Genomic DNA, 24813 nt, shown 5'->3' on the forward strand with positions numbered 1-24813 from the left:
GCAAATCAGGCAGTTTCCCCGAAAAACATGGCGTCAAAAACATGTTTTCCGGGGTTTTCTGTTTCCTTGCAGGCTTTTGCTTGACTTTTTTCTTTCTATGTTATAAGATATTTTACATTTGCACCCCGCACGGCTGGAAATCAAAAGGCAGCTGTCAGCATTGTATATAGAATTCTGTGACCGGTATGGAAATCCGGGAATCCGGGTGAATCGTTATAGAAAAGTAAGGAAGAAATATCGGGACTTTTCACGGGCAGGAATTTTCTGAATGGAAAATTCCATATGATATAGGAATATATCCGAGGCATGGAATCGTTATGCAGACAAAACAGAAAGGATATTGAATGGAAACAATCAGATTTGATGAACTTAATTTAGACCCGCGGATCCTCCGCGCAGTTACCGATATGGGATTTGAGGCAGCGTCCCCGATCCAGGCCCAGGCGATCCCGGTTGAGATGGAAGGCCACGATATGATCGGTCAGGCCCAGACAGGAACCGGTAAGACAGCAGCGTTTGGAATCCCGCTTCTTATGAAGATGGATCCGGAAAACAGAAAGACACAGGCAATGATCCTCTGCCCGACAAGAGAACTTGCGATCCAGGTAGCGGAAGAACTTCGCCGTCTTGCGAAATATATGTCCGGGATCAAGATCCTCCCGGTATACGGCGGACAGGAAATCGTAAAGCAGATCCGTTCCTTAAAGGGCGGAGTCCAGATCATCGTCGGAACCCCGGGACGTGTGATGGACCACATGAGAAGAAAGACGATCCGCACCGATGCGATCCACACGGTCGTTCTCGATGAGGCGGATGAGATGTTAAACATGGGATTCCTTGAGGACATGGAGACGATCCTCGGTGAACTTCCGGAGGAGCGCCAGACCGTGATGTTCTCCGCGACGATGCCGCACGCGATCGCCCAGATTGCCCAGAAGTTCCAGAAAGACCCGAAGATGGTCCAGGTCGTAAAGAAGGAACTGACGGTTCCGAAGGTAACCCAGTATTATTATGAAGTAAAACCGAGAAACAAAGTGGAAGTAATGTGCCGTCTGTTGGACCTCTATTCCCCGAAGCTCTCTGTTGCATTCTGCAACACGAAAAAGCAGGTAGATGAGCTGGTACAGGCGCTTCAGGGACGCGGATATTTCGCGGAAGGTCTTCACGGAGACTTAAAGCAGGAGCAGCGAGACCGCGTTATGAGCAGCTTCCGGAACGGAGCGACCGAGATTCTTGTTGCAACGGATGTCGCTGCACGAGGAATCGACGTGGACGACGTGGAAGCGGTATTCAACTACGATATCCCGCAGGATGACGAGTATTATGTACACAGAATCGGGCGTACCGGACGTGCCGGAAGAGAGGGACGTGCGTTCAGCCTTGCAGTCGGAAGCGAAGTCTACAAACTCCGTGACATCCAGAGATTCTGTAAGACAAAGATCGTTCCGCAGCCGATCCCGTCCTTAGATGACGTCACAGCGATCAAGGCGGAGAAAATCTTGGACGATGTGCAGCAGCATATCGGTGAGGACAGCGACCTCGAGCGCATGACAGATATTATCGAAAAGCGCCTGCTCGCGGAGGATTATACTTCCTTAGAGCTCGCAACAGCGTTCTTAAAGATGGCGATGGGAGATGACTACGAGGATATCGTGGATGAGGGAAGACCGCTCCGCGACCTTGATGATCTCGACCGCCGCGGCGGCAGAAATGACCGCGGAAGAAACGGACGCAGACGCGGCAGAGGCGATGACGAGGAATATGTGGACAGAAAGAATGCCAGAGGCGGCATGACGAGACTGTTCATCAACCTCGGAAAGAACCAGAATGTGAAGCCGGGAGACATTTTAGGCGCGATCGCCGGAGAATCCGGAATCCCGGGCCGTCTTGTCGGCAGCATCGATATGTACGACAAATACACCTTCGTCGAAGTACCGAAGGACCAGGCCGATATCGTCATGGATGCGATGAACCATGTGAAGATCAAAGGTAAGAGCATTCATGTGGAGAAGGCGAACAGAAGATAAAACAAAACCCCCGAAGTCTGGTACACTTCGGGGGTTTTTATCGTCAATTACTTATTCTCAATATCCATGATCATATCCACACGTCTCTGGTGGCGGCCGCCCTCAAAGCTTGCGTTCAGCCACTCGTCAACGATCATCTTTGCGAGCTCACTTCCGACAACGCGTGCACCAAACGCGAGAATGTTGGAGTTGTTATGCATTCTGGAAAGCTTTGCGGTGTACGGCTCGCTGCAGACACATGCGCGGATGCCTTTTACCTTGTTGGCAGCTAAAGAGATGCCGACGCCGGTTCCGCAGATGGCAATTCCGAGATCTGCTTCGCCGTCAGCGACTGCGCGGCCAACCTTCTCACCGTATACCGGGTAATCACAGCTCTCTGTGGAGTCTGTTCCGAGGTTTAATACTTCGTAGCCATTGCTCTCGAGGTGCTCCTTGATGATGTTTTTCAGCTCTACAGCTGAGTGGTCGTTAGCGATTGCGATTTTCATTTCTTTCTTCTCCTGTTATTTACTATTATTCCATGAACAGAGAGCAGACTCTCTGCCATGTGGGAATCGGATCAATATTACTGTTCCGGTGAATCATCGACATTCTCCACCTGGAAGAACATCTGGATCAGGTCAAGTCTGGAAGTCATGGACATTAAGAGCATATCCATCGCGGTGATCGCAGCCATAGATTCGACTACAACAACAGCTCTCGGAACAACCACCGGGTCGTGACGACCGTGGATCACGAGATCGATATTCTCGCCGTCCTTTGTCACTGTCTCCTGGGATTTTGCGATCGATGGAGTCGGCTTGAATGCGGCGCGGAAGATCACATCACTTCCGTCGCTGATGCCGCCGAGAACGCCGCCGGCATGGTTCGTCTCCTTCACGATCTTATCTCCATCCATACGGAATTCATCGTTATTTTCCGATCCGCACGCTTTCGTCGCGGCAAATCCGTCTCCGATCTCAAAACCTTTGACAGCACCGATCGAGAGGATCGCTTTTGCGAGGTTGGCATCCAGCTTTTCGAAGACCGGCTCACCGAGACCGGTCGGAAGACCGGAGATCACACACTCAACGACTCCGCCGACGGAGTCACATTCTGCGATCTTCTGGTCAAGATAGTGCTCCGCCTCCTTTGCGGAGTCCGCATCCGGGAGACAGAACCGGTTATTCGGGATCTCTGAAAGGTCCATGCGCTCCGGGGATACCTCAACCGGACCGATCGATTTCGCATAGGCAGTCACAGAGATATTTAACTGTTTTAAGAACTTTTCAGCGATCGCACCCGCCGCAACACGGCCGATCGTCTCACGGGCGGAGGAACGTCCGCCGCCGCGGTAATCGCGGAATCCGTATTTTTCCTCAAACGTGTAGTCGGCATGTCCCGGGCGGAAACAGGAAGCGATATTGGAGTAGTCTTTGGAACGCTGGTCTGTGTTCCGCACGATCATGGAGATCGGGGTTCCGGTTGTCTTTCCCTCGAAAACGCCGGAGAGGATCTCGACCTCATCTCCCTCTTTTCGCTGGGTCGTAAAGCGGCTCTGTCCCGGTTTCCTTCGGTCTAAAAGTTTCTGGATATCGGATTCCTCTAAAGGAAGTCCCGCCGGGCAGCCGTCAACGACAACGCCGATGGCTTTTCCGTGGGATTCTCCCCAGGTTGTTACTTTAAATATTGTGCCGATGGTAGAACCTGCTGCCATGTTATTTTAATCTCCAATCTTTACAATTTCACAGCAGTTCGGCTCATTGACCTTGATGCTGCGGTCGCTCATGACAAGAAGACCTTTTTCATAGTCGATCTTAAAGAAGGAAATACTTCCCTCGTGGTTGATAGAAGCGAGATGTTCTCCGCCCGGGAAGATCGCGATATCCTTCGGATAATCCCCGCTGATCGGAAGACAGAAGCGCAGGGTCAGCATTCCGGTCTCATCATCGCGGTCGTACATGGACACCGTATTGTCGCCGGCATTGCTGCAGAATACATGTTTCTCATCCGGGGAGAAATGCATCGCACAGGCAGCGGTCAGCTGGTTCGGTTTGCTTCCTGTGGATGAGATCGTCTGGATCTTCTCGACGATCGGAACACGTTCGCCTTCTTTATAGGAATAAACCTCGATCACATTTTTCATCTCATACAGGACATAGAAGAAACGGCCGTCGGAGCTGAACATGAAATATTTCGGGGCGGATTCGAGCTCACAGCGGATCGTGTCCACGAGAGCGATCTTTCCGTCCTTATGGTCAAAACGGTAAACTTTGATCTGGTCGATCCCGAGGTCTGCGACCATTAAGAAGCGCTCGTCCGGAGTCAGGCGGCTGCAGCTCACATGCGGACGGAAGCTTCGCTCAGCGACGGAGCCAAGTCCCTTGTGGAAGACACCGTCGGCGATATCTCCGACCGATCCGTCCTCGTTCAGATGAAGGACCGTGATCTTTCCATCGTGGAAACCGGAGATAAAGATATAGTCATCTGCTTTGCTCGTAGAAAGGTGGCATCCGCGCATGCCCTTGATCTTAGCACTGTTTAAACGTGCGAGACTTCCATTTGGAAGAACGCGGAACGCGACAACGCCCTCATCGGCGATAGAGTACAGGATTTTTCCGTTCTGGGATGATTTCAGATAGGAAGAGTTGTCCACTTCCACTTCGCAGCGGTAGATGAATTTTCCTGCCTCCACATCAACATCATATACGGTGATCCCTTTTGCCTTTCCCGTATAGGAATAAGAGCCAACATAGGCCATGTATTTTCCAGTCATAGGTAAATTCCCCTTTGCTTTCGATGTCCGGAGACGCAAAAACTGCCGATTTTGCCAACCTCCTCCGGAGATTCATAGATGTACTTATTTTATCATAATCTGACCGGTTTGTTAACTGAAATCTGAAAATTGTATGGATGCGATCGTGTACAAAAAACAAGAAAAAGAAACAAGAGAAATCTATTGACAGAACGGGAAAACAATGCGTAAATATACTATGATAGGCATTTTGCCGTTTTTCGTATATCTGAAGAAAACCATGTATAAAAATACATTCAAGCCGAACACAAAAACAGCGGAATCTATCGCATGAAATCTGTTTACATCAGGAGGAAAAAGGAATGGAGCATCCGCTCATTGATTTGTCCCACATTTTTAAGAGTTATGACGGGGATCTGATCCTCGACGATCTGAGCCTTTCCGTAAAGGAAAACTCCTTCGTGACGCTGCTCGGCCCGAGCGGCTGCGGAAAGACAACGACCTTAAGAATCATCGGTGGGTTTGAGAAACCGGATAAAGGTCAGGTGATCTTTGACGGGGAAGACATCACAAATATGCCGCCGAACAAGCGCCAGTTAAATACAGTGTTTCAGAAGTACGCTCTGTTCACGCACATGAGTATTGCGGAGAACATCGCGTTCGGTCTGAAGATCAAAGGCAAATCGAAGAGCTATATTGATGATAAGATCAAATATGCATTGAAACTTGTAAACCTTGACGGATTTGAGAACCGGAGCGTGGATTCTTTAAGCGGCGGCCAACAGCAGCGGATTGCCATCGCCCGCGCGATCGTAAACGAGCCGAAACTTCTGCTTCTCGACGAGCCGCTCGGCGCTCTCGACCTGAAGCTCCGCCAGGACATGCAATATGAGCTGATCCGCCTGAAAAATGAGCTGGGAATCACCTTTATCTATGTCACCCACGACCAGGAAGAGGCGCTCACGATGTCCGACACGATCGTTGTCATGAACCAGGGCTATATCCAGCAGATGGGAACGCCGGAGCAGATCTACAATGAGCCGGAAAATGCCTTTGTCGCGGACTTTATCGGCGAGAGCAATATCGTGGGTGGAACGATGATCCACGACGAGCTTGTGGAGATCTTCGGCGCGAAATTCGCCTGTGTGGATAAAGGATTCGGAAACAACAAGCCGGTCGACGTGGTGATCCGGCCGGAGGATATCGATCTTGTGAAGCCGGAGAACGGCACTCTCCAGGGCGTTGTTACACACCTGATCTTCAAAGGCGTACACTACGAGATGGAAGTTACGACCCCGGACGGCTACGAGTGGCTGGTCCACAGCACGGACATGTTCCCGGTCGGACAGAAAGTCGGCATTCATGTGGATCCGTTCGATATCCAGATCATGAACAAGCCGGAGTCCGAGGACGAGGAGGCCGTTGGAGTCAATGAATAGAAAAGCATCCAGATTTCTGGCTTATCCTTATATCATATGGATGGCGGGATTTACCGTGATCCCGCTGCTCATGGTATTTTACTATGGTCTGACGGACCGCAGCGGCGCGTTCACGCTGGCAAATATCCTGGCGATCGGTTCCTCCGAGCATTTAAAGGCGCTGTGGCTGTCCTTACTTCTCGCGGGTGTCAGCACGGTGATCTGTCTGATCCTCGCATATCCGCTGGCGCTGATCTTAAGAAAGCGCCATATCGGAAAAGGAAGCTTTGTGGTGTTTATCTTTATCCTTCCGATGTGGATGAACTTCCTTTTAAGAACCATGGCGTGGCAGACCCTGCTTGAGAAGAACGGTGTGATCAATACCTTCCTCACGCTGCTGCATCTGCCGAATGTTGCGATCATCAACACTCCGGCGGCGATCATTCTCGGCATGGTCTACAATTTCCTGCCGTTCATGGTCCTGCCGATCTACAACACACTCGTGAAGATCGATGACAATGTGATCAATGCTGCGCGGGACCTCGGAGCGGATAATTACCAGACACTCACAAAGATCCTGATCCCGTTGAGCGTTCCGGGCATTGTCAGCGGGATCACGATGGTGTTTGTCCCAGCGCTCACGACGTTCGTTATTTCAAACCTCCTGGGCGGCAGCAAGATCCTGCTCATCGGAAACGTCATCGAGCAGGAATTTACAAAGGGAAGCAACTGGAACCTCGGTGCCGGACTTTCCATGGTGCTCATGATCTTCATCCTTCTCAGCATGACCATGATCGCAAAATACGATAAGAATGGGGAGGGCACTGCATTCTGATGAAAACCGTAAGAGAAAGACTGAAGAAATTTTTTGAGGATTTTTATCTGGTGCTGGTACTGATCTTCTTATATGCACCGATCCTCGTCATGATGGTCCTGTCCTTCAACAGCTCGAAATCGAGATCCCAGTGGGGCGGGTTCACGTTACAGTGGTATAAACAGATGTTTGAGAGCGCGTCGATCATGGACGCCCTCTATAATACGCTGCTGATTGCCTTCCTGTCGGCGCTGATCGCGACGATCCTCGGAACGGCCGCGGCGATCGGGATCTCCTCGATGAAGAAGCTCCCGAGAACGATCTGCATGGGACTCAACAACATCCCGATGTTAAACTCCGATATCGTGACCGGTATCTCCCTGATGCTGATGTTCATCGCGTTCGGTATCTCCCTGGGATTCAAGACGATCCTTTTTGCGCACATCACGTTCAACGTGCCGTATGTGATGTTAAGCGTTATGCCGAAGCTAAAACAGACGAGCCGGAACACTTACGAGGCGGCCATGGACCTCGGAGCAGGCCCTGTAAAGGCGTTTTTCAAGGTTGTCTTCCCTGATATCCTTCCGGGCGTGTTATCGGGCTTCCTGATGGCGTTTACGATGTCTCTGGATGATTTTATCATCACCCACTTCACAAAAGGCGCCGGGATCAACACCCTGTCCACGCTGATCTACAGTGAGGTGCGCCGCGGCATCAAGCCGTCCATGTACGCGCTCTCCACAGTGATCTTTGTGACTGTGCTCGCGCTGCTGCTCATTACAAACTTTGCTCCGGCAAAACCGCAGGCGAAGGCGGGAGCGGGCAGCTTCGGACCGAACGCAGCACCGGACCGCGGAAAGAAACCGGCATGGACCGGAAAGGCAGCGATCGTGCTTGCCTCCTTCCTGATCGTTGGAAGCGTGGCATATACCAGCTACCTGCACTTTTCTTCCTCCCACTCGGATGAGCTCTATGTATACAACTGGGGCGAATACATCGATGAGAGCGTGATAGACGAATTTGAGGCGGAGACCGGGATCCATGTGACCTATGACCTTTTCGAGACGAACGAGGAGATGTACCCGGTCATCGAGGCCGGCGGCGTGAATTACGACGTCGTATGTCCATCCGACTATATGATCCAGAAGATGGCGGAGAACGGACTTCTTGCGGAGATCAATTTTGACAATGTTCCGAACATCAAAAACATCGACCAGGTTTACCTTGAAAAGTCGAAGGCATTTGACCCGGATAACCGCTATTCTGTTCCGTATACATGGGGAACCGTCGGGATCATCTACAATGTCCAGAAATTGGAAGAACTCGGAGTTCCGGCACCGACGAAATGGTCGGATCTCTGGGATGAGCGCTTAAAGGGCGAGATCCTGATGCAGGACAGCGTCCGCGACGCCTTTATGGTGGCGCTCAAGGAACTCGGCTATTCGATGAATACGACCGATGAGGCGGAGCTCCAGGAGGCGAAGAAGCTGCTTCTCGCACAGAAACCGCTCGTACAGGCCTATGTCGTGGATCAGGTCCGCGACAAGATGTTGAACGGTGAGGCGGCGGTAGGAGTCATCTATTCCGGTGAGCTGCTCTATCTGCAGGAGGAGGCGGAGACGCTGAATCTTGATTATGATCTGGAGTATGTACTTCCGGAAGAGGGAACAAACATCTGGATCGATTCCTGGGTGATCCCGTACAATGCGAAGAACAAAGAGAATGCGGAGAAGTGGATCAACTTCCTCTGCCGTCCGGATATCGCGGTGAAGAACTTCGAGTACATCACCTACGCGACGCCGAACAAGGCTGCGTTCGACCTTCTGGATCCGGAATATCAGGAGAACAAAGCTGTATTCCCGGATACCGATAAGCTGGAAAACTCTGAGGTATACAGTTATCTCGGAACCGAGGCGGATGACCTCTACAGTGCGCTGTGGAAGGAAGTCAAGTCGGAATAAAGAATTGAAAAGTGACAGGAAAAGCTCCCTGTACCGGAGGACATGACCGGTGTGGGGAGTTTTATTTTACGCGAACAACGAGTCAAAGTCCGCGCTTGCGCGAGAACTTGGCGGCTGTAGCGATAACAAGTGGAAACTCGCGAAGCTTGTTTTCGCTTGTTTAGAAAATTTTTTATTCAATAAAGAGGCACTGCGTGTCTGAGATGTACACTCGTGCGAAGATGATTCATTAAAAAAATCCCCACACACCGCTATGAAACATTCACCGGTGCATGGGGATTTTTAAGAATTTATGGAATTGCGATCCCTTATAACTCTGTCTTTACAAAAATATCATAGATCGCGCGGATCGCCGGCTCGAAATCGTCATCTGCGACACCGATGATGATGTTCAGTTCACTGGATCCCTGGTCGATCATCTTAACGTTGATCTTTGCGTGTGCAAGTGCTGCGAAGATTCTTGCAGCAGTCCCGCGCATTGCTTTCATGCCGCGTCCTACGACTGCGATCACTGCGAGATCGGACTCGAGAGTCACGATATCCGGGTGAACTGCACGCTGGATTCCTGCAAGAACGGACTGCTCTTTCTCCTGGAACTCATCCTGATGGACGAGAACGGACATCGTATCGATCCCGGACGGCATATGTTCGAAGGAGATGCCGTTCTTCTCAAAGACCTCAAGGACTTTTCTCCCAAAACCGACTTCGGAGTTCATCATCGCCTTGTCGATGTTCATTGCGCAGAAGCCTTTCTTTCCTGCAACGCCTGTGATCGTGTAGCGCGGGCGTTTGCTGGTGTTCTCAACGATCATGGTACCCGGATCTTCCGGACGGTTTGTGTTGCGGATGTTGATCGGGATTCCCTCTTTTCTTACCGGGAAGATCGCATCCTCGTGGAGAACGCTTGCGCCCATGTAGGAGAGCTCACGGAGCTCTGTGTAAGTGATCGTTTCGATCGGAGCCGGATTGTCGACGATCCTCGGGTCAGCGACAAGGAAACCGGAGACATCGGTCCAGTTCTCATAGAGATCAGCCTGGATCGCACGGGCAACGATGGAACCTGTGATATCGGAGCCGCCGCGGGAGAAGGTGTGGATTGTTCCATCCGGCTTAGCACCGTAGAATCCCGGGATGACAGCCTGCTTTAAGGAAGCGAGGTGTTCTCTCATATCCTCGTTTGTTTCCTCAGAGAGGAAGTTTCCGTCTGCATCGAAACGGATCACGTCAGCCGCGTCCACGAAGGTGAATCCGAGGTAGTTTGCCATGATGAGACCGTTTAAATATTCTCCTCTGGAAGCCGCATAGTCGCGTCCGACTTTATTTAAGAAATTTTCTTCGATCTTTGAAAATTCAAAGTCAAGGTTTAAGTTGAGCTCAAGACCGTCGATGATGTCTGTGTAGCGCTTTTTGATCTGGTCGAGAATGCGCTTGTAGCTCTGTCCTGTGCTGGCTGCATCGTAGCACTGGTATAACATGTCAGTTACTTTTGTGTCTTTGCTGTCTCTCTTTCCCGGAGCGGACGGAACGACATAGCAGCGTGTCTTATCGGCGTCGATGATCGCCTTTACTTTTTTAAACTGACGTGCACTCGCGAGAGAGCTGCCGCCGAACTTTACAACCTTTTTCATAATTTGTCTCCTGTGTAAGTGAAATATTTGTTACTTTTCATGGGTAGGAATTTTCTGAACTGAAAATTCCGTATGATACCGTTGTGGTCGCGGATTTTGCCGATTAGTGGATTACCTTCGGTGTCGGGAAGTATTCGAAGAATACCTTTGCAACCATCTTGTCTCTGGAAATGTAGTGATTCTGCCAGTAGCGGGCATCCAGAGAATAATTTCGGTTGTCGCCCATCATAAAGTAGCAGTTTTCCGGAACTTCAAAATGGTAAGTTTCATGCTGGTTCATCGGTTCTGCCAGATACGGCTCGTCGAGCGGAGTGTCGGAACCGTTCAGATAGACCTTATCGTCGATGATATCGATGACATCACCCGGCATACCGATCACACGCTTTACATAGTAGATCGTATGACCACGTTTTCCAACTTCGGAACCGCAGGCCGGGCAGGTATCCTGCTTGTCGCCTTCGATGATGGCGTTGCATTCCGGGCATTGCCAGCCAAAGACGAAGATCGCGACATCTCCGCGTTCCGGATCTGCGAATTTGTAGTGCAGCCTGGAGCCGATGACGCGGCTTCCTGCCATGATGGTGTTTTCCATGGAACCGGTCGGGATCTCACTGTTTGCGATGACAAAAGTCGTGAGAACGAAGGCAATGACGGCGGCGGATACAAGAACCTGGACCCAGCTGATCAGCTCCGCTACCCAGCCTGTTTTTTCTTTCTTTTCTTTTCCGTTATTTTCCATATAAAGATGATAACCTCGTTTGACTAATATACTCAAAAACATTCCTGTTTTTGGCAGATCCCAGATTCAAAAATCTTCCTGCAGGCAAGCCGGCATCGGATTTCCGGACTTTTGACCCTGGCATCACAACATACAATAAAGAGTTTATGATAAATTGTCAAGTTTCGCAAGAGAATTTCGAAAAAGGTAAGGAATTTTTTAATGGGAAAATATGCGGGAGCGCCATGAGGATGGAAAAACGGATATTTGCCGATACTGCCACTTGTATCAGAGAGATGATGATGCTAAAATATTGTTAAGAAAAAAATGGCTTCGGACATCAGGAAACAGATATCCGCAGCCGCAGAAAATTCCAGAAATGGACAGGTCTTTGTGGACCATGCCGGAAAACGGCATTGGAACACGACAGGGGGAGTGCTTATGGAAAAAATCTTATATGATCTGATGGACTGGGCCGGGATCGAGGAACTCGTATATTCTGAGGCGAGCGATCCGGGACGGCTTTTAGGGGAACATGTAATAAAGGAAGGACTTCTGATCCAGGCGTTCCTTCCGAATGCGGCGAAAGTCTCCGTAAAGATCGGGGAAGAAAGCTTTCCGATGGAGATGGCGGATGAGAACGGATTCTTCGCAGTCCTTCTTGAGGACCGTCTGGAGTTAGTGCCGTACCATTTTCTCGTGACTTACGAGGACGGGGACAGTGAGGAGATCGTGGATCCCTACAGTTACCAGTTCTACACCGCGTTTACCGAGGAGGAAGTAAAGAAATTCGGCGCCGGGATCTATTATGATTCCTATCAAAAGTTTGGCGCGCACCCGACCGTGGAAGCCGGGATCTCCGGAGTGCACTTTGCAGTCTGGGCGCCGGATGCGATGCGTGTCAGTGTTGTGGGCGACTTCAACTTCTGGGACGGAAGACGCCACCAGATGAAAAAACGCGGACCGTCTGGGATCTATGAGATCTTTATTCCGGGACTGAAGCCGGGTGCGATCTATAAATATGAGATCAAGACAAAAGCGGGAGATCCGATGTTAAAGGCGGATCCGTATGCGAATTTCTCAGAGCTCCGACCGAATACGGCATCCGTGATCTGGGATATGACTGATTATCAGTGGAACGATGGCGAGTGGATCGAAAAGAGAAAAGCGGCAAAAGACCGGCTGAAGGACTCGCCGATGTCGATCTATGAGGTCCATCTCGGCTCCTGGATGCAGAAACCGGTAGCTCAGGATGAAAATGGGGATGACATCAACGGCAGCCAGTTTTATAATTACAGGGAGATCGCGGAAAAACTTGCTGCTTACGTCAAGGAGATGGGCTACACCCATGTGGAGCTTCTCCCGGTGATGGAGCACCCGCTCGATGAGTCCTGGGGTTACCAGGTGACCGGTTACTATGCGCCGACGAGTCGTTTCGGGACTCCGGACGATTTTAAGGCGTTTATGGACTATATGCATAAAGAGGGGATCGGCGTCATCCTCGACTGGGTTCCGGCCCATTTCCCGCGTGATGCGCATGGTCTCGCGGCCTTTGACGGGACCTGTCTCTACGAGCACAAGGACCCGCGCCAGGGATCACATCCGCACTGGGGAACGCTGATCTACAATTACGGCCGTCCGCAGGTATCGAACTTCCTGATCTCCAACGCTTTATACTGGGCGAGGGAGTTTCACGCCGACGGGATCCGGATGGACGCTGTGGCATCCATGCTGTATCTTGATTATGGAAAGAACGCGGGCGAGTGGATCGCGAACATGTACGGCGGAAATGAGAACCTGGAGGCGGTGGAATTCCTGAAACACCTGAATTCCATCTTTGCACGGGACACAGAGGGCGCAGTCCTGATCGCGGAGGAATCCACAGCATGGCCGAAGGTTTCCGGCGATGAGAATGACGGAGGACTCGGCTTTGACTTCAAGTGGAATATGGGCTGGATGAATGATTTCCTTGATTACATGCAGTGCGACCCGTATTTCCGCCATGACCATTATGGAGAGCTGACTTTCAGCATGCTGTACGCATACAGTGAGAAGTTTGTTCTCGTATTCTCACACGATGAGGTGGTCCACGGAAAAGGTTCCATGGCCGGAAAAATGCCGGGGGACACCCAGGAGAAAAAGTTCGCAAACCTCCGTACCGCCTATGGGTTCATGATGGGGCATCCTGGTAAGAAACTGCTCTTTATGGGCCAGGATTTCGGTCAGATGGACGAGTGGAACGAGAAGGAGAGTCTGGAATGGGGACTCTTGAAGTACGATATCCACAGCCAGATGAAGGATTATGTGAAGGCGTTAAACCACCTGTACCGCACACAGCCGGCTCTCTATAAAATGGACTATGAGCCGGAAGGCTTCGAGTGGATCAACTGCACTTACAATGACGAGAATATCGTGATCTTCGAGAGAAAGACGGACAAACCGGAGGAGACACTGCTCTTTGTCTGTAACTTTGTCCCGGTGGAGCATGAGAAATTCCGCCTCGGAGTTCCGTTTGCCGGAAAGTACAAGGAGATCCTGAACAGCGACGCGAAGCAGTTCGGCGGCAGTGGCATGGTAAATCCGAGAGTCAAGATGTCGAAGAAAGAGGAGTGGGACGCGAGAGAAAACTCGATCGTGATCAACCTGGCTCCGGTGTCCGTGGCGGTATTCTCCTGTACCCCGTATGAGGAAGAACCTGTGACGGGAAAGAAGAAACCGGCGGAAAAGAAAAAACGTCCGGCGAAGCAGCCGTCCGTAAAGATACCGGCGAGTCCGCTGGATGTGATCTCTGAGAAAGTCGGGCAGATCATAAAGACGGCGCGGGAGAGCCAGACGGGAAAAAGAAACAAAGGATAGACAGAAAAATACAGGGCATGAAAATGTCCGAAAAACAGCAGGGAAACAGACATGAAAGAATACACACTGGATTTTCTTACTACGACGGCCATCAAATACGGGACCAGGATCTTCTGGACCGCGGTGATCGTATTTGTCGGTCTCCGCGTGATTCGGATGGTCCGGACCGCAGCAGGGCAGATCATGGACCGCGCCGGCGTGGAGATCACGTTAAAGAAGTTTCTGGATATGCTGCTGCACGCCGTCCTCTTCGGAGTCATGGTGTTCATGGCAGCGGACCAGCTGGGGATCAAGACAACGTCCTTCGTTGCGGTTATCGGTACCGTAACGCTGGCATTCAGCCTTGCGATGCAGAATACACTCTCAAATTTCGCAGGCGGAACGCTGATCCTGCTCTTAAAACCGTTTAAGGTCGGGGATTATATTAGCACATCGGCAGGTGAGGGAACGGTCGAGACGATCGGTCTTGTATACACGACACTTTTGACGATCGACAACCGCGTGATCACGATCCCGAACAGCTCGGTATCGAGCGCACCGCTCACAAACCTCACGAGAATGGGAAAACGCCGCCTGATCATCAACGTCGGGATCGGATATTCCTCGGATCTCTTAAAGGCGAAAAACGTTCTGAAACAGATCTTTGAGGAGAATCCATATATCATGAAAGACCAGGATATCCAGGTGATCGTGGACAGCCTCGGAGACAGCAGCGTGAACTTGAGCGCGAGAGGCTGGGTGCTCTGTGAGGACTATTGGAAAACAAAATGGGCGATCACGGAGGAGATCAAACTCACATTTGACCGGGAAGGGATCGAGATCCCGTATCAGTATATGAACGTGACACTGACGAAGGAGTCACAGTAGAGAAGATACCCATCAGTATGATGTGGGAATAATGTTCCTGGCTCGTGCACAGACCGTATAAAAAAGTTCTGTCAGCTGAATACAAGGCTGATGGAACTTTTTTGTTTAGCAGGAAATTCCATGATACAAAAGAGATTCCACAATATGAAACATAGAAAAAACAAATCGCATACTGTGATACAGTACCTGATCACCACGGTATTTTTCGCGAAACAAGCCAAAAAATGCTTGCATTTTCCCGGGAATCTGATAGAATCAATGTTAAATTGTTTCTGCGTTGCGGACAAATTTTTGCGGAAAAGAGACGTGTTTTTTGTCTGAACGGACATGGTACAGGTACATGATTTCAGCAAAAGTGAAACATGCAGAGGCGAAAAAGGGTAGTTGTTGGATTTCGATGCGGCTGCCGAAAAAGAAAAGGAGGGATTGAATATGAAAGAGCATATGGCTGACTGGCGTATCCATGCGCTTGCTTTCGTACTCACCGTAATCGCCGAATTTATCGGCACCAAAAAATTCAGTTTCGGGCCTTTGTCGTTCTCACTGTTTCCGATGCTGTACGTTCTGATCCTCGGAGCGATCCTTGGAATCGTAAAAATGATCCCGCAGAAGATGATGTCGGAGGCGTCTCCGTATATCGGGATCAGTGTTATGATGCTGACCGCGAAGATCGCGTCCACGATCGGACCGAACCTCGGCGCGGTTGTCAAAGCCGGACCGGCGCTGATCCTTCAGGAGTTCGGAAATCTGGGGACCGCGGTTTTAGCGCTTCCGATCGCTGTATTTGTATTCCATATGGGACGCGCGGCAATCGGAACGTCCTTCTCTATTTCAAGAGAGAGTTCCCTTGCGGTTGTTGCTGATAAATATGGTCTTGATTCGGATGAGGGAATCGGTGTTATGGGCGGATATATCACAGGCACTGTATTCGGAACCATGTTCAATGGTATCTTTGTTTCCCTCCTCTGCTCCTTAAATATCTTCCATCCGTACGCGCTTGGAATGGCGTGTGGAACAGGTTCCGCATCCATGCTTTCTGCCAGCCTTGCGGCAGTCGTTGAGGCATATCCGGATATGGAAGCGGAGATCACTGCCTACGCGGCGACCTCAAATATGCTGAGCAGTGTGGATGGCCTTTATATGAGTCTTTTCATCGCACTTCCAATGTGTGAATTCATGTATAAGCTGTTCACAAAGAACAACAGGCATTATAAAGACGGACTCCCGATCGGCGCTAAGGTAAAAGTTAAAGCAGCCGGGGAAGAATAGGAGGGATCCATATGGACGCAGCAGTATGGTTTAAAAGAATCAAATGTCTTGTCCTTGTATGCATCTTCGCATCCATCGGCAATTTTATCAGTACATCAAAGGCCGGAAACCCGGTAACCCCGCTTGAGGCAGTGCCCGGGCTCGTGCTTCTTCTTTTATGCACGCTGGTGGGCTGTATCATTTATGAGCTGATCAATAAGGTTTCACCGAAGAATCTTCCGGCGATCGCCTATATCTCATTTATTGCGATCCTGATCACGATCCCGGGTGTCAGCCCGATCGCGGATTACGCGATCGAACAGATCGGAAAGATCGGACTTCTTCCGCTCTGCACTCCGATCCTTGCATATGCGGGAATTTCCATCGGCAAGGATGTGGATACCTTCAAGGAACAGGGACTTGCGATCGTGATCGTAGCGATCTTTACTTTCGCAGGAACATTCCTGGGCTCCACGATCATCGCACAGATCATTCTGAAGATGACTGGTGTGATCTAAGCAACATAAAAATAGCAGAAGGCAGAATCGAGCTGGTGTGGATTCTGCCTTCTTTTTGTTTACGCGAACAACGAGCCAAAGTCTGCGCCTGCGTAAAGGACGGTGCTGATAAGGTACATGGCTGTGAGTGACCGGTCTATATGAAAACGCGGCGGAAGCTGACAGGACTTTGACCGTGGGGATCACCTTGTAAAAGAACAGGAATCATGCTATGATGGAAGAACTGTACGGTGCAGTGAAATATCTGTGCAGTACGTTTATAAATCTGTGATAACGGAGTGAGTTTCCATGTACCATGATCTTACAAAGGGGAGCATCTCACGCTCCCTTCTTTTATTTGCCCTGCCCATGATGGCAGGAAATCTTTTACAGCAGTTCTACAATATTGCGGATACCCTGATCATCGGGAGAGTGCTCGGAAAAAATGCGCTGGCGGCGGTCGGCTCGTCGTATACGCTGATGACATTCCTGACCTCGATCTTTCTGGGGCTCAGCATGGGCTCCGGCGCACTGTTTTCCATTTACAGGGGAAAAGGAGATGAGAGGGCACTGAAGTCCTCCATCGCCCACGCCTGCGGCCTGATCCTTGCTGTAACGCTTGTTTTGAACGCAGTTGTCTATATTTTCATTGATCCGATCTTAAGCTTCTTACGGGTCCCTGAGGAGGTCTGGGGCGGTATGAGAGAGTATCTGCTGATCATTTTCGCGGGTCTGCTCGCCACGTCCCTCTATAATTTCTTCTCCTGCCTGTTAAGGGCGCTGGGAAACTCTACGGTTTCGCTGGTGTTTCTTGCGGTATCCGCGATCTTGAACATCGCGTGGGATCTTTTATTTGTGGCGGTCTTCCGTTGGGGAATCGCCGGTGCGGCCTATGCGACGATCTTTGCCCAGTATGTATCCGGAATCGGGATCCTGCTCTATGTTCTTTTCCGATGCAGAAGCCTTCTTCCGGAGAGAAAGGATCTTTGCTTTGACGGCGGAATCTTAAAGGAGATCGCAGGACTTTCCTCCCTGACCTGCCTGCAGCAGTCGGTTATGAACTTCGGAATCCTCATGGTGCAGGGGCTTGTAAACAGCTTTGGCGCCACCACCATGGCGGCTTTCGCGGCGGCAGTAAAGATCGACACCTTCGCGTATCTGCCGGTTCAGGACTTTGGAAATGCCTATTCGACCTTCGTTGCCCAGAACTACGGCGCGGGAAATAAAGAACGGATCCGCCGCGGCACAAAGGAATCCTTTGCCATCAGCACGGCATTCAGCCTTGTGATCTCAGCGCTGGTCTTTGCCTTCGCGGCACCGCTCATGCAGATCTTCGTGAGCTCCGCAGAGACGGCGGTCATCGCCTCCGGCGTCCGTTATCTCAGGATCGAGGGCGCGTTCTATTTTGGAATCGGCTGCCTGTTCCTGCTTTACGGATATTACAGGGCGATCAAGAGGGCGGAGATGTCTGTGGTGCTTACAGTGATCTCCCTCGGAATCCGTGTGTTACTGGCCTACGTGCTCTCTGCCACATCCCTCGGTGAGACAGGAATCTGGATGGCGATCCCGATCGGCTGGATACTGGCAGATCTCACAGGACTTTTATACATGAGGAAGACCTGGTAAAAAGAAAAGGTAACTATTCAGTACCTTCATAGTTACGTGCAAAAATCCATTCCAGATCAGCTTCGCTGATGGGATTTTTGCCTTCCAGCCTATGTTTTCTTACGGTCAGCGCAGCAAGTGCGCAGACCGACTGAACAGTTACAAGAAAAGTTACAAAGAAAGAACTTTTGCAAAATAAGAATAAAAAATGTTGAATCTAAAAAATACGCTGTACAGGAGAATGAACCCCATGTACAGCGTATTTTGTTGCCGCATGCCCAGATCTATCGTTTGATCTGCGCTATCCTGCGGTCAGCGCAGCAGACATATTTAAACTAATTTACTCAACAGCTTCTCTTTCCTATCGATCATCTCGTCGATCCTCTCGATATAGGAAGCTACATCCTTCACATTCTCCGCGCGTTCCAGACGGTTTTCCGCCGGGAACGTGACTTTCGTGGTGGTTCCGGCACCGCAAGCCACGATGGTCTGCTTTTCCTCCATAATGAGGATATTGTAGATACATGCTTTTCCGGGTGCCGCATAGCCGACATTCTCGAAATTTCCGGCCATATTTTTCTGACGGTACAGGTAATACGGCTCAAGACCCATCTCGCGGGCGTACTTCGCGGTGAGATCGATCATCTCCTGAGTGTTCTGGATCTTTAAGTTCGCGTAGCGCTCCTTGAAGATATTGAGTCTCGCCGCACGCTTGATGGCGAGAGAGTGGACCGTCACGCTGTCCGGGGCAAGCTCTCTGACCTGCTCCATGGTGCTGCGGACGTCATCGATATCTTCCTCCGGAAGTCCGATGATGAGGTCCATATTGATATTGTCAAAGCCAAGATCTCTTGCCATGCGGAATTTTTCCTTCACCATATCCACGGTGTGGTGGCGTCCGATCAGATCCAGAGTTGCCTGCTTCATCGTCTGCGGATTGATGGAGATCCTGGAGATATTGTGGGCACGGAGAACTTTGAACTTGTCTTCGGTGATGCTGTCCGGACGTCCGGCTTCCACAGTAAATTCCTGTACCTTTGAGAGGTCAAAGGTATTCTCGATCTTTGTGAGCAGGGCGTCCAGTTCCTCGGCCTTTAAGGATGTCGGAGTTCCGCCGCCAAAGTAAACCGTGTCGAGAGTACGTCCCTTCATCTTTTCTGCCACATAGTCTAATTCTTTAAACAGCGCTTCAAGATAGAGATGAACCTTCTTTTCCCACGCGCCGATCGGGTAGGAGGTGAAGGAACAGTAGAGGCAGGTGGTCGGACAGAACGGAATTCCCACATAGAGGCTGTATCCCGTCTCATAGTCGATATGGCTTAAGAGCTCCCGCTCCCGTTTTGCGACCTCCACACTTAAGTCGATCTTCTCTTTGCTTGTCAGGTACATGTTCCGCATGAAGGAACGGATGCTCTCCTCATCCTCACCCTGATCAAGTCTCGTCATGGCGATCTTTGTTGGGCGGATACCGGTCAGAGTCCCCCAGGGGAGTTCTTTTCCCGTCCGCTTTTTTAACATGCCGTAAAGCTCTTTCTTGATCGTTGTCTTTGCGTTTAACCGCACATCGTAGTCGATCGGAAATACGGCCTCATCTGCGACGGTGCCCGCCGGATCCGTGATCTTCAAGCCAAATTTTGTCTCATCCGCATTCTGCGAGCAGGTTCCCTCCACGTAAAAATCCACGTCTTCCTGTTTCTCATGGACAAAAGTCTCACCCGGATAAAACGCCATCAAAAGCTCCCGGATATCCTGCTCATAAGCAGTATCGTTCAATAAAATTCCAATCATTCCATTGCCCCCGAAAGAGGATTATACTTCTTTTCAAAACCGATGGTAGTCGTGTCCATATGCCCCGGATAGACCATGGTGTCGTCCGGCAGTGTGGAGAGTAGACGTCTTACAGACTCGGCGATCTGGCGTCCGCTTCCCGTCGGGAAATCTGTGCGGCCGTAGGAGCCTGCAAACAGGGTATCTCCGGAGAAGAGAACAGATTCTTTTTCGATATAGTAACAGCAGGAACCGATGGTGTGTCCCGGTGTTTCAAATACTTTCCATGTAAATCCGGCGATGGAAAGCTCGTCACCCTCCTTCACGGTGACATCCGGTGTGATCGTGTACGGTTCTCTGAAATAGCCTGCCACGAGACTCTTTCGGCCATCCGTCAGGACATCGATCTCCTTTTCGCATGCGTAGATCGGTACATTCCAGGTCTCCTTCAGTTCCTTTGCCGCCATGATATGGTCGAAGTGACCGTGGGTCAGAAGGATCGCTTCCGGCTTTAACCCCAGGGATATCGCCATATTGGCGATCTGACCGGCGCCATCGCCCGGATCGATAACGGCAGCTCGTTTTGTCTCATGATCATAGACCAGATAGCAGTTGGTTCCAACCATGCCGACTACCAGAGTCTTGATGCGGATCTCGCTCATAGTTTACTTTCCTCCATTTTCAACAGCATAAAGAGAAGTATTTCGCCTTTATGCCGGTACAGTTTTCTGCTGTGGTTTTCAAACATTCGTGTATAAAAAGGCCTGCCGTCCGTAGTACCTCCGGCAGACCTCTATCACCGCACTCACGGCGCACTTTCACACACCTGAATGCAGAGTTATCTAAATTTTTATCAGCCCGTGGTTCTCTCAATATCCAGCACGCCGTCGATCTGGCGCAGCTTTGCCATCAGGTTGTTTAATTCTTCGATTCCATGGATATCGAAGCTCATGGTGATCGTCGCTTTGCCCTGCTTGTTCACGCGGGAGCTCATGGCCTTGATATCGATCTCGCGTTCTGTGAAGATCTTGGAGATATCCACGAACATGCCGATCCGGTTGTTCGCGAAGATCGAGATCTCTGTGGAGTAGGTCGCGGCACTGTTGTCCTCCTCAACGCCCTGCCACTCCGCGTCGATCAGGCGGCTTCTCTCAATCTCCGGGAGATTTAAGACGTTGATGCAGTCGGTTCTGTGGATCGTAATTCCGCGGCCTCTCGTCACGAAACCAACGATCTCGTCACCCGGAACCGGGCTACAGCACTTGGAGAAACGAACCGCAAGGTCATGGATGCCTTTTACGATGATGCCGCTCTTTGACTTGCTGCCTCTGATCGGAACTACCGCCGGTTTGTTATTCTCGCCGATGGCATCAAGGATCGTCGCGTCGGTTACTTCGCGTTTCAGCTTCTTTGTGCGCTCCTCGATCATCTTGTTGATGACCTGCCCCTCTTTTAATCCGCCGTGTCCGACGGATGCCAGAACGGAATCCCAGTCCTGAAAGGCGTAGCGCTTTAATACTTTATCCACAAACTCCGGCTTATTGATATCGGAGAAGTTGATCCCCTTTGCCTTACAGTAGCGGTCGATCATTTCGCGGCCTTTTAAGATATTGTCAGCCTTCCGCTCCTGCTTGAACCAGGCGTTGATCTTGTTTCTCGCCTGGCTGCTCTTGATGATATTTAACCAGTCACGGCTTGGTCCCTTGGAATTCTGGGATGTCATGATCTCGATCCGATCACCATTCTGGATCACATAGTCAATATTTACGAGCTTTCCGTTGACTCTCGCGCCCACCATCTTGTTTCCGACAGCCGTGTGGATCGAGTAAGCAAAGTCGATCGGTGTGGAGCCGCTTGGCAGTGCCTTTACGTCTCCGGTCGGTGTAAAACAGTACACGCTGTCGGAGAACATATCGAGGTCGCTCTTGATGGCATTTAAGAATTCCTTGTTGTCGGACATATCCTGCTGCCACTCGAGGATCTGACGCAGCCAGCTTAACTTCTTCGCCTCATCACCGGCAGCAACCTGTCCGCTGCCGCTCTCTTTATATTTCCAGTGGGCAGCGATACCATATTCCGCTGTACGGTGCATCTCGAAGGTACGGATCTGGATCTCAAATGGCTGGCCGTTTGTGCCGATCAGTGTCGTATGTAAGGACTGATACATATTCGGCTTCGGCATCGCGATATAATCTTTAAAACGGCCGGGGATCGGTTTGTACATCTCGTGGATCACACCCAGAGCCGCGTAACAGTCTTTTACGGAGTCCACGATGATGCGGACCGCGAAGATATCGTAGATCTGGTCCAGCGTCTTGTGCTGGTTTAACATCTTTTTATAAATACTGAAGAAGTGCTTGACGCGTCCGTTGACCTCGCACCTGATCTCAGCATTTTCCATGTGGGTCTTGATCTCGGCGATAATGTCATCGATGAATTTTTGGCGCGCTTCGCTTGTCAGGGCGATCTTTTCTTCCAGTTCTTTGTATACATTTGGCTCGAGATACCGTAACGCAAGGTCATCCAGTTCGATCTTGATCTTGGAAATACCGAGTCTGTCAGCAAGAGGAGAGTAGATCTCGATGGTCTCTCTCGCCTTCTCCTTCTGTTTTTCAGGGCGCATATACTGAAGCGTCCGCATATTGTGGAGACGGTCCGCAAGCTTGATGATAATGACGCGGATATCTTTTGCCATGGCGAGGAACATTTTTCTTAAGTTCTCCGCCTGCATTTCCACCTTATCCGCCGACCAGGATAACTGGGTCAGCTTTGTAACACCGTCGACTAAGAGGGCAACCTCTTTTCCGAATATCTCGGCGAGCTGTTCCTCTGTATACACGGTATCCTCCACCACGTCGTGGAGAAGTCCGGCTGCGATCGTCTCTTTATCCATCTCGAGATCCGCGAGGATGATCGCCACACAGAGCGGATGGATAATGTACGGTTCTCCGGATTTTCGCTTCTGGTCTTTATGGGCATTATCCGCAAGCTGATATGCCTTCTCGATCATGCTCAGATCATCGGACGGATGGTACTTTCTGATGCTGGCAACAAGATCCCGGTAAAGAACATCAGGACTTGTGAAATCAGCAGGCGCTTCCAGCTCGCTTTCGATCGTTTTCAGTTTGTTTTCTTCCATAAAATCTCCCACCTTCATTTTTAGCGTACCATCCGGTCATGTCCGCCGCATAAATCCGTCGTTTTCCCGGTATTTTCGACAAAAGCAGACACTCCTGAAATATACCAATCATTATAAAATTTTTTGGCATAAATTGCAATCGTTTTGTTGCGGTTTTAGACCGCTGCTTTCCGGAAGGATTCCCTGATCCGGGGACTCTTATACGGGGCGTTCCTGATTCAGAATATAAAATGTCTATGACAGACATATCTTATTCTTATAGTGCTACCGAATTAAAGTGGTTGAACTTTAAAGAACAATGTATCATAATGGAAATGTTAAAATTTTATAAATAAATTAGAAAGGGGTACTCTAATATGGATACAATGAGTCTCACAGCAAAGTATGAAGATGAAATGATTGCCATTCGCAGGCATATTCATAGACATCCGGAACTCAGCAACAAGGAATATAAGACAACGGAGTTCATCCGCGAAAAACTGACGGAATACGGTGTGGAGATCGCTGAGATCGGGATGAAGACCGGCGTTGTTGCCGTTATCCGCGGCGGAAAACCGGGAAAAACCGTTGCGATCCGCGAGGATATCGACGCACTTCCGATGAAGGAACTCACAGGACTTCCGTTCGCCTCCGAGAATGATGGTGCCTGCCATTCCTGCGGACATGATATCCACACAACCGTGCTTCTCTACTGCGCGAAGGTATTATCAGAGATCCGTGAGGAGCTTGCCGGAACGGTCATGCTGATCTTCCAGCCGGCAGAAGAGCATATGGGAGCCGGAGAGCTTGTCGACTGCAATTTCACGCAGGTTGCGAAACCGGACGCATTTATCGGTCTCCACGTATCACCGGAGATCGATGCCGGAAGCATCGGATTAAAAAAGGGACCGGCAAACGCGTCCAATGATTTCTTTAATATCAAGATCAAAGGAAAGGGCGGACATGGCGCTCATCCGGAAAACTGCATCGATCCGGTCGTAATCTCCGGTTATGTGATCACACAGCTTCAGACCGTGATCTCCCGTGAAAACTATCCGGTATATCCGGGCGTCCTTACCATCGGCAGCATCCACGGCGGAACAGTAAACAATATCATCCCGGATTATGTGGAGATGCATGGAACACTGAGAAGCCTTGATCCGGATTGCCGCAAAAAAATGATGGCTGCCATCGACCGCGTCGTAAAAGGCTGCGCCGAGTCCATGAGAGGAACTGCGGAGGTTGAATGGGAAATCGGAGTTCCGCCGCTCGTAAATGACGATTCCATCATCGAGGCAGTTGCTGAGGCCGCTGCAAAGACCATCGGTGCTGACCATGTTTCCTACGTGAAGAATCCGTCAATGGGTTCCGAGGACTTTTCTGTTCTCTTCCCGAAGTTCGGACCGGGCGCACAGTTCCGCTTAGGATCCGGAAATAACGAGGATCCGAATTCCAGACACGGTCTTCATAACTCTAAAAACGTATTCGATGAGAAGTGCATCCGCACAGGCGCATCCGTCATCATCCAGTACGCGAGAGATTTCTTAAGATAAAG

Annotated in this window: 18 protein-coding genes; 10 read left to right on the forward strand and 8 right to left on the reverse strand. The window is 50.4% G+C overall.

Annotation, left to right across the window (positions count from 1 at the left end; translation table 11 throughout):
- The first annotated feature begins 344 nt into the window (after nt 1–344).
- Complete coding sequence (locus tag GPK90_RS07840; RefSeq protein WP_215702672.1) at nt 345–2027, forward strand: DEAD/DEAH box helicase; 1683 nt, start codon at nt 345–347, stop codon at nt 2025–2027.
- A 47-nt stretch (nt 2028–2074) separates the two neighbouring features.
- Here GPK90_RS07840 and rpiB read toward each other — a convergent pair whose 3' ends face one another.
- From rpiB to GPK90_RS07855, 3 genes are all read right to left on the reverse strand, one after another.
- Nucleotides 2075–2515 (reverse strand): ribose 5-phosphate isomerase B, encoded by a 441-nt coding sequence (gene rpiB / locus GPK90_RS07845; RefSeq protein ID WP_118530885.1) that lies wholly within the window; start codon nt 2513–2515, stop codon nt 2075–2077.
- A 77-nt stretch (nt 2516–2592) separates the two neighbouring features.
- The gene (aroC, locus tag GPK90_RS07850) at nt 2593–3723 is read right to left on the reverse strand and encodes a chorismate synthase (RefSeq protein ID WP_215702673.1); all 1131 of its coding nucleotides are present in this window, start codon (nt 3721–3723) and stop codon (nt 2593–2595) included.
- A gap of 6 nt (nt 3724–3729) precedes the next feature.
- Nucleotides 3730–4782, reverse strand: coding sequence for a lactonase family protein (locus GPK90_RS07855; RefSeq protein ID WP_118530881.1), 1053 nt, complete (start codon nt 4780–4782; stop codon nt 3730–3732).
- A 341-nt stretch (nt 4783–5123) separates the two neighbouring features.
- On the opposite strand from GPK90_RS07855, the gene GPK90_RS07860 reads away from it, so the two are divergent.
- The 3 genes from GPK90_RS07860 to GPK90_RS07870 are packed head-to-tail and all read left to right on the forward strand — an operon-like array spanning nt 5124 to nt 8954.
- A complete protein-coding gene (locus GPK90_RS07860; RefSeq protein ID WP_118322549.1) occupies nt 5124–6200 on the forward strand; it encodes an ABC transporter ATP-binding protein in 1077 nt (358 codons plus the stop codon).
- The gene (locus GPK90_RS07865) at nt 6193–7014 is read left to right on the forward strand and encodes an ABC transporter permease (RefSeq protein WP_118530879.1); all 822 of its coding nucleotides are present in this window, start codon (nt 6193–6195) and stop codon (nt 7012–7014) included. Before GPK90_RS07860 ends, GPK90_RS07865 begins: the two co-directional genes overlap by 8 nt.
- The gene (locus tag GPK90_RS07870; RefSeq protein WP_142412709.1) at nt 7014–8954 is read left to right on the forward strand and encodes an extracellular solute-binding protein; all 1941 of its coding nucleotides are present in this window, start codon (nt 7014–7016) and stop codon (nt 8952–8954) included. Before GPK90_RS07865 ends, GPK90_RS07870 begins: the two co-directional genes overlap by 1 nt.
- A 308-nt stretch (nt 8955–9262) precedes the next feature.
- Here GPK90_RS07870 and GPK90_RS07875 read toward each other — a convergent pair whose 3' ends face one another.
- Together GPK90_RS07875 and lepB are read right to left on the reverse strand one after the other, a co-directional pair.
- Nucleotides 9263–10582, reverse strand: coding sequence for an aspartate kinase (locus GPK90_RS07875; RefSeq protein WP_215702674.1), 1320 nt, complete (start codon nt 10580–10582; stop codon nt 9263–9265).
- Between the two features lie 103 nt (nt 10583–10685).
- The gene (gene lepB, locus GPK90_RS07880; protein ID WP_118530873.1) at nt 10686–11321 is read right to left on the reverse strand and encodes a signal peptidase I; all 636 of its coding nucleotides are present in this window, start codon (nt 11319–11321) and stop codon (nt 10686–10688) included.
- Between the two features lie 420 nt (nt 11322–11741).
- Between lepB and glgB the strand changes: the two genes are divergently transcribed.
- From glgB to GPK90_RS07905, 5 genes are all read left to right on the forward strand, one after another.
- A complete protein-coding gene (gene glgB, locus GPK90_RS07885) occupies nt 11742–14156 on the forward strand; it encodes a 1,4-alpha-glucan branching protein GlgB (RefSeq protein ID WP_215702675.1) in 2415 nt (804 codons plus the stop codon).
- Nucleotides 14157–14207: 51 nt separating this feature from the next.
- Nucleotides 14208–15023, forward strand: a complete 816-nt coding sequence (locus tag GPK90_RS07890) for a mechanosensitive ion channel family protein (RefSeq protein ID WP_118530871.1) — start codon at nt 14208–14210, stop codon at nt 15021–15023.
- Between the two features lie 432 nt (nt 15024–15455).
- Nucleotides 15456–16292 carry a DUF3100 domain-containing protein gene (locus GPK90_RS07895; protein ID WP_118530869.1) on the forward strand — a complete coding sequence of 279 codons (837 nt, stop codon included), beginning with the start codon at nt 15456–15458 and terminating at the stop codon, nt 16290–16292.
- An 11-nt stretch (nt 16293–16303) separates the two neighbouring features.
- Nucleotides 16304–16789 (forward strand): DUF340 domain-containing protein, encoded by a 486-nt coding sequence (locus GPK90_RS07900; protein ID WP_118530867.1) that lies wholly within the window; start codon nt 16304–16306, stop codon nt 16787–16789.
- Between the two features lie 288 nt (nt 16790–17077).
- Nucleotides 17078–18394 carry an MATE family efflux transporter gene (locus GPK90_RS07905; RefSeq protein WP_215702676.1) on the forward strand — a complete coding sequence of 439 codons (1317 nt, stop codon included), beginning with the start codon at nt 17078–17080 and terminating at the stop codon, nt 18392–18394.
- 309 nt (nt 18395–18703) lie between these two features.
- On the opposite strand, the gene hemZ is transcribed toward GPK90_RS07905, so the two are convergent.
- The 3 genes from hemZ to GPK90_RS07920 form a co-directional block, all read right to left on the reverse strand.
- Nucleotides 18704–20161: a coproporphyrinogen dehydrogenase HemZ gene (gene hemZ, locus GPK90_RS07910; RefSeq protein ID WP_215702677.1), complete on the reverse strand. Its 1458-nt coding sequence runs from the start codon at nt 20159–20161 to the stop codon at nt 18704–18706.
- Nucleotides 20158–20802, reverse strand: a complete 645-nt coding sequence (locus GPK90_RS07915; protein WP_118530861.1) for an MBL fold metallo-hydrolase — start codon at nt 20800–20802, stop codon at nt 20158–20160. The genes hemZ and GPK90_RS07915 overlap by 4 nt, the downstream gene beginning before the upstream one ends.
- Before the next feature lie 191 nt (nt 20803–20993).
- The gene (locus GPK90_RS07920) at nt 20994–23279 is read right to left on the reverse strand and encodes a RelA/SpoT family protein (RefSeq protein WP_215702678.1); all 2286 of its coding nucleotides are present in this window, start codon (nt 23277–23279) and stop codon (nt 20994–20996) included.
- Between the two features lie 356 nt (nt 23280–23635).
- Between GPK90_RS07920 and GPK90_RS07925 the strand changes: the two genes are divergently transcribed.
- Entirely contained in the window at nt 23636–24811 is a 1176-nt protein-coding gene (locus GPK90_RS07925) for a M20 metallopeptidase family protein (RefSeq protein WP_117471266.1), read from the forward strand.
- The last annotated feature ends 2 nt before the right edge of the window (nt 24812–24813 follow it).

This window comes from Clostridium sp. MCC344, assembly GCF_018785365.1.
Lineage (GTDB): Bacteria > Bacillota > Clostridia > Lachnospirales > Lachnospiraceae > Pilosibacter.

What these genes read in the sequence shown, in the direction of transcription:
- GPK90_RS07840 (WP_215702672.1), top strand. Translation starts at nt 345, where the DNA reads ATGGAAACAATCAGATTTGATGAACTTAATTTAGACCCGCGGATCCTC.
- rpiB (WP_118530885.1), bottom strand. Translation starts at nt 2,515, where the DNA reads ATGAAAATCGCAATCGCTAACGACCACTCAGCTGTAGAGCTGAAAAAC.
- aroC (WP_215702673.1), bottom strand. Translation starts at nt 3,723, where the DNA reads ATGGCAGCAGGTTCTACCATCGGCACAATATTTAAAGTAACAACCTGG.
- GPK90_RS07855 (WP_118530881.1), bottom strand. Translation starts at nt 4,782, where the DNA reads ATGACTGGAAAATACATGGCCTATGTTGGCTCTTATTCCTATACGGGA.
- GPK90_RS07860 (WP_118322549.1), top strand. Translation starts at nt 5,124, where the DNA reads ATGGAGCATCCGCTCATTGATTTGTCCCACATTTTTAAGAGTTATGAC.
- GPK90_RS07865 (WP_118530879.1), top strand. Translation starts at nt 6,193, where the DNA reads ATGAATAGAAAAGCATCCAGATTTCTGGCTTATCCTTATATCATATGG.
- GPK90_RS07870 (WP_142412709.1), top strand. Translation starts at nt 7,014, where the DNA reads ATGAAAACCGTAAGAGAAAGACTGAAGAAATTTTTTGAGGATTTTTAT.
- GPK90_RS07875 (WP_215702674.1), bottom strand. Translation starts at nt 10,582, where the DNA reads ATGAAAAAGGTTGTAAAGTTCGGCGGCAGCTCTCTCGCGAGTGCACGT.
- lepB (WP_118530873.1), bottom strand. Translation starts at nt 11,321, where the DNA reads ATGGAAAATAACGGAAAAGAAAAGAAAGAAAAAACAGGCTGGGTAGCG.
- glgB (WP_215702675.1), top strand. Translation starts at nt 11,742, where the DNA reads ATGGAAAAAATCTTATATGATCTGATGGACTGGGCCGGGATCGAGGAA.
- GPK90_RS07890 (WP_118530871.1), top strand. Translation starts at nt 14,208, where the DNA reads ATGAAAGAATACACACTGGATTTTCTTACTACGACGGCCATCAAATAC.
- GPK90_RS07895 (WP_118530869.1), top strand. Translation starts at nt 15,456, where the DNA reads ATGAAAGAGCATATGGCTGACTGGCGTATCCATGCGCTTGCTTTCGTA.
- GPK90_RS07900 (WP_118530867.1), top strand. Translation starts at nt 16,304, where the DNA reads ATGGACGCAGCAGTATGGTTTAAAAGAATCAAATGTCTTGTCCTTGTA.
- GPK90_RS07905 (WP_215702676.1), top strand. Translation starts at nt 17,078, where the DNA reads ATGTACCATGATCTTACAAAGGGGAGCATCTCACGCTCCCTTCTTTTA.
- hemZ (WP_215702677.1), bottom strand. Translation starts at nt 20,161, where the DNA reads ATGATTGGAATTTTATTGAACGATACTGCTTATGAGCAGGATATCCGG.
- GPK90_RS07915 (WP_118530861.1), bottom strand. Translation starts at nt 20,802, where the DNA reads ATGAGCGAGATCCGCATCAAGACTCTGGTAGTCGGCATGGTTGGAACC.
- GPK90_RS07920 (WP_215702678.1), bottom strand. Translation starts at nt 23,279, where the DNA reads ATGGAAGAAAACAAACTGAAAACGATCGAAAGCGAGCTGGAAGCGCCT.
- GPK90_RS07925 (WP_117471266.1), top strand. Translation starts at nt 23,636, where the DNA reads ATGGATACAATGAGTCTCACAGCAAAGTATGAAGATGAAATGATTGCC.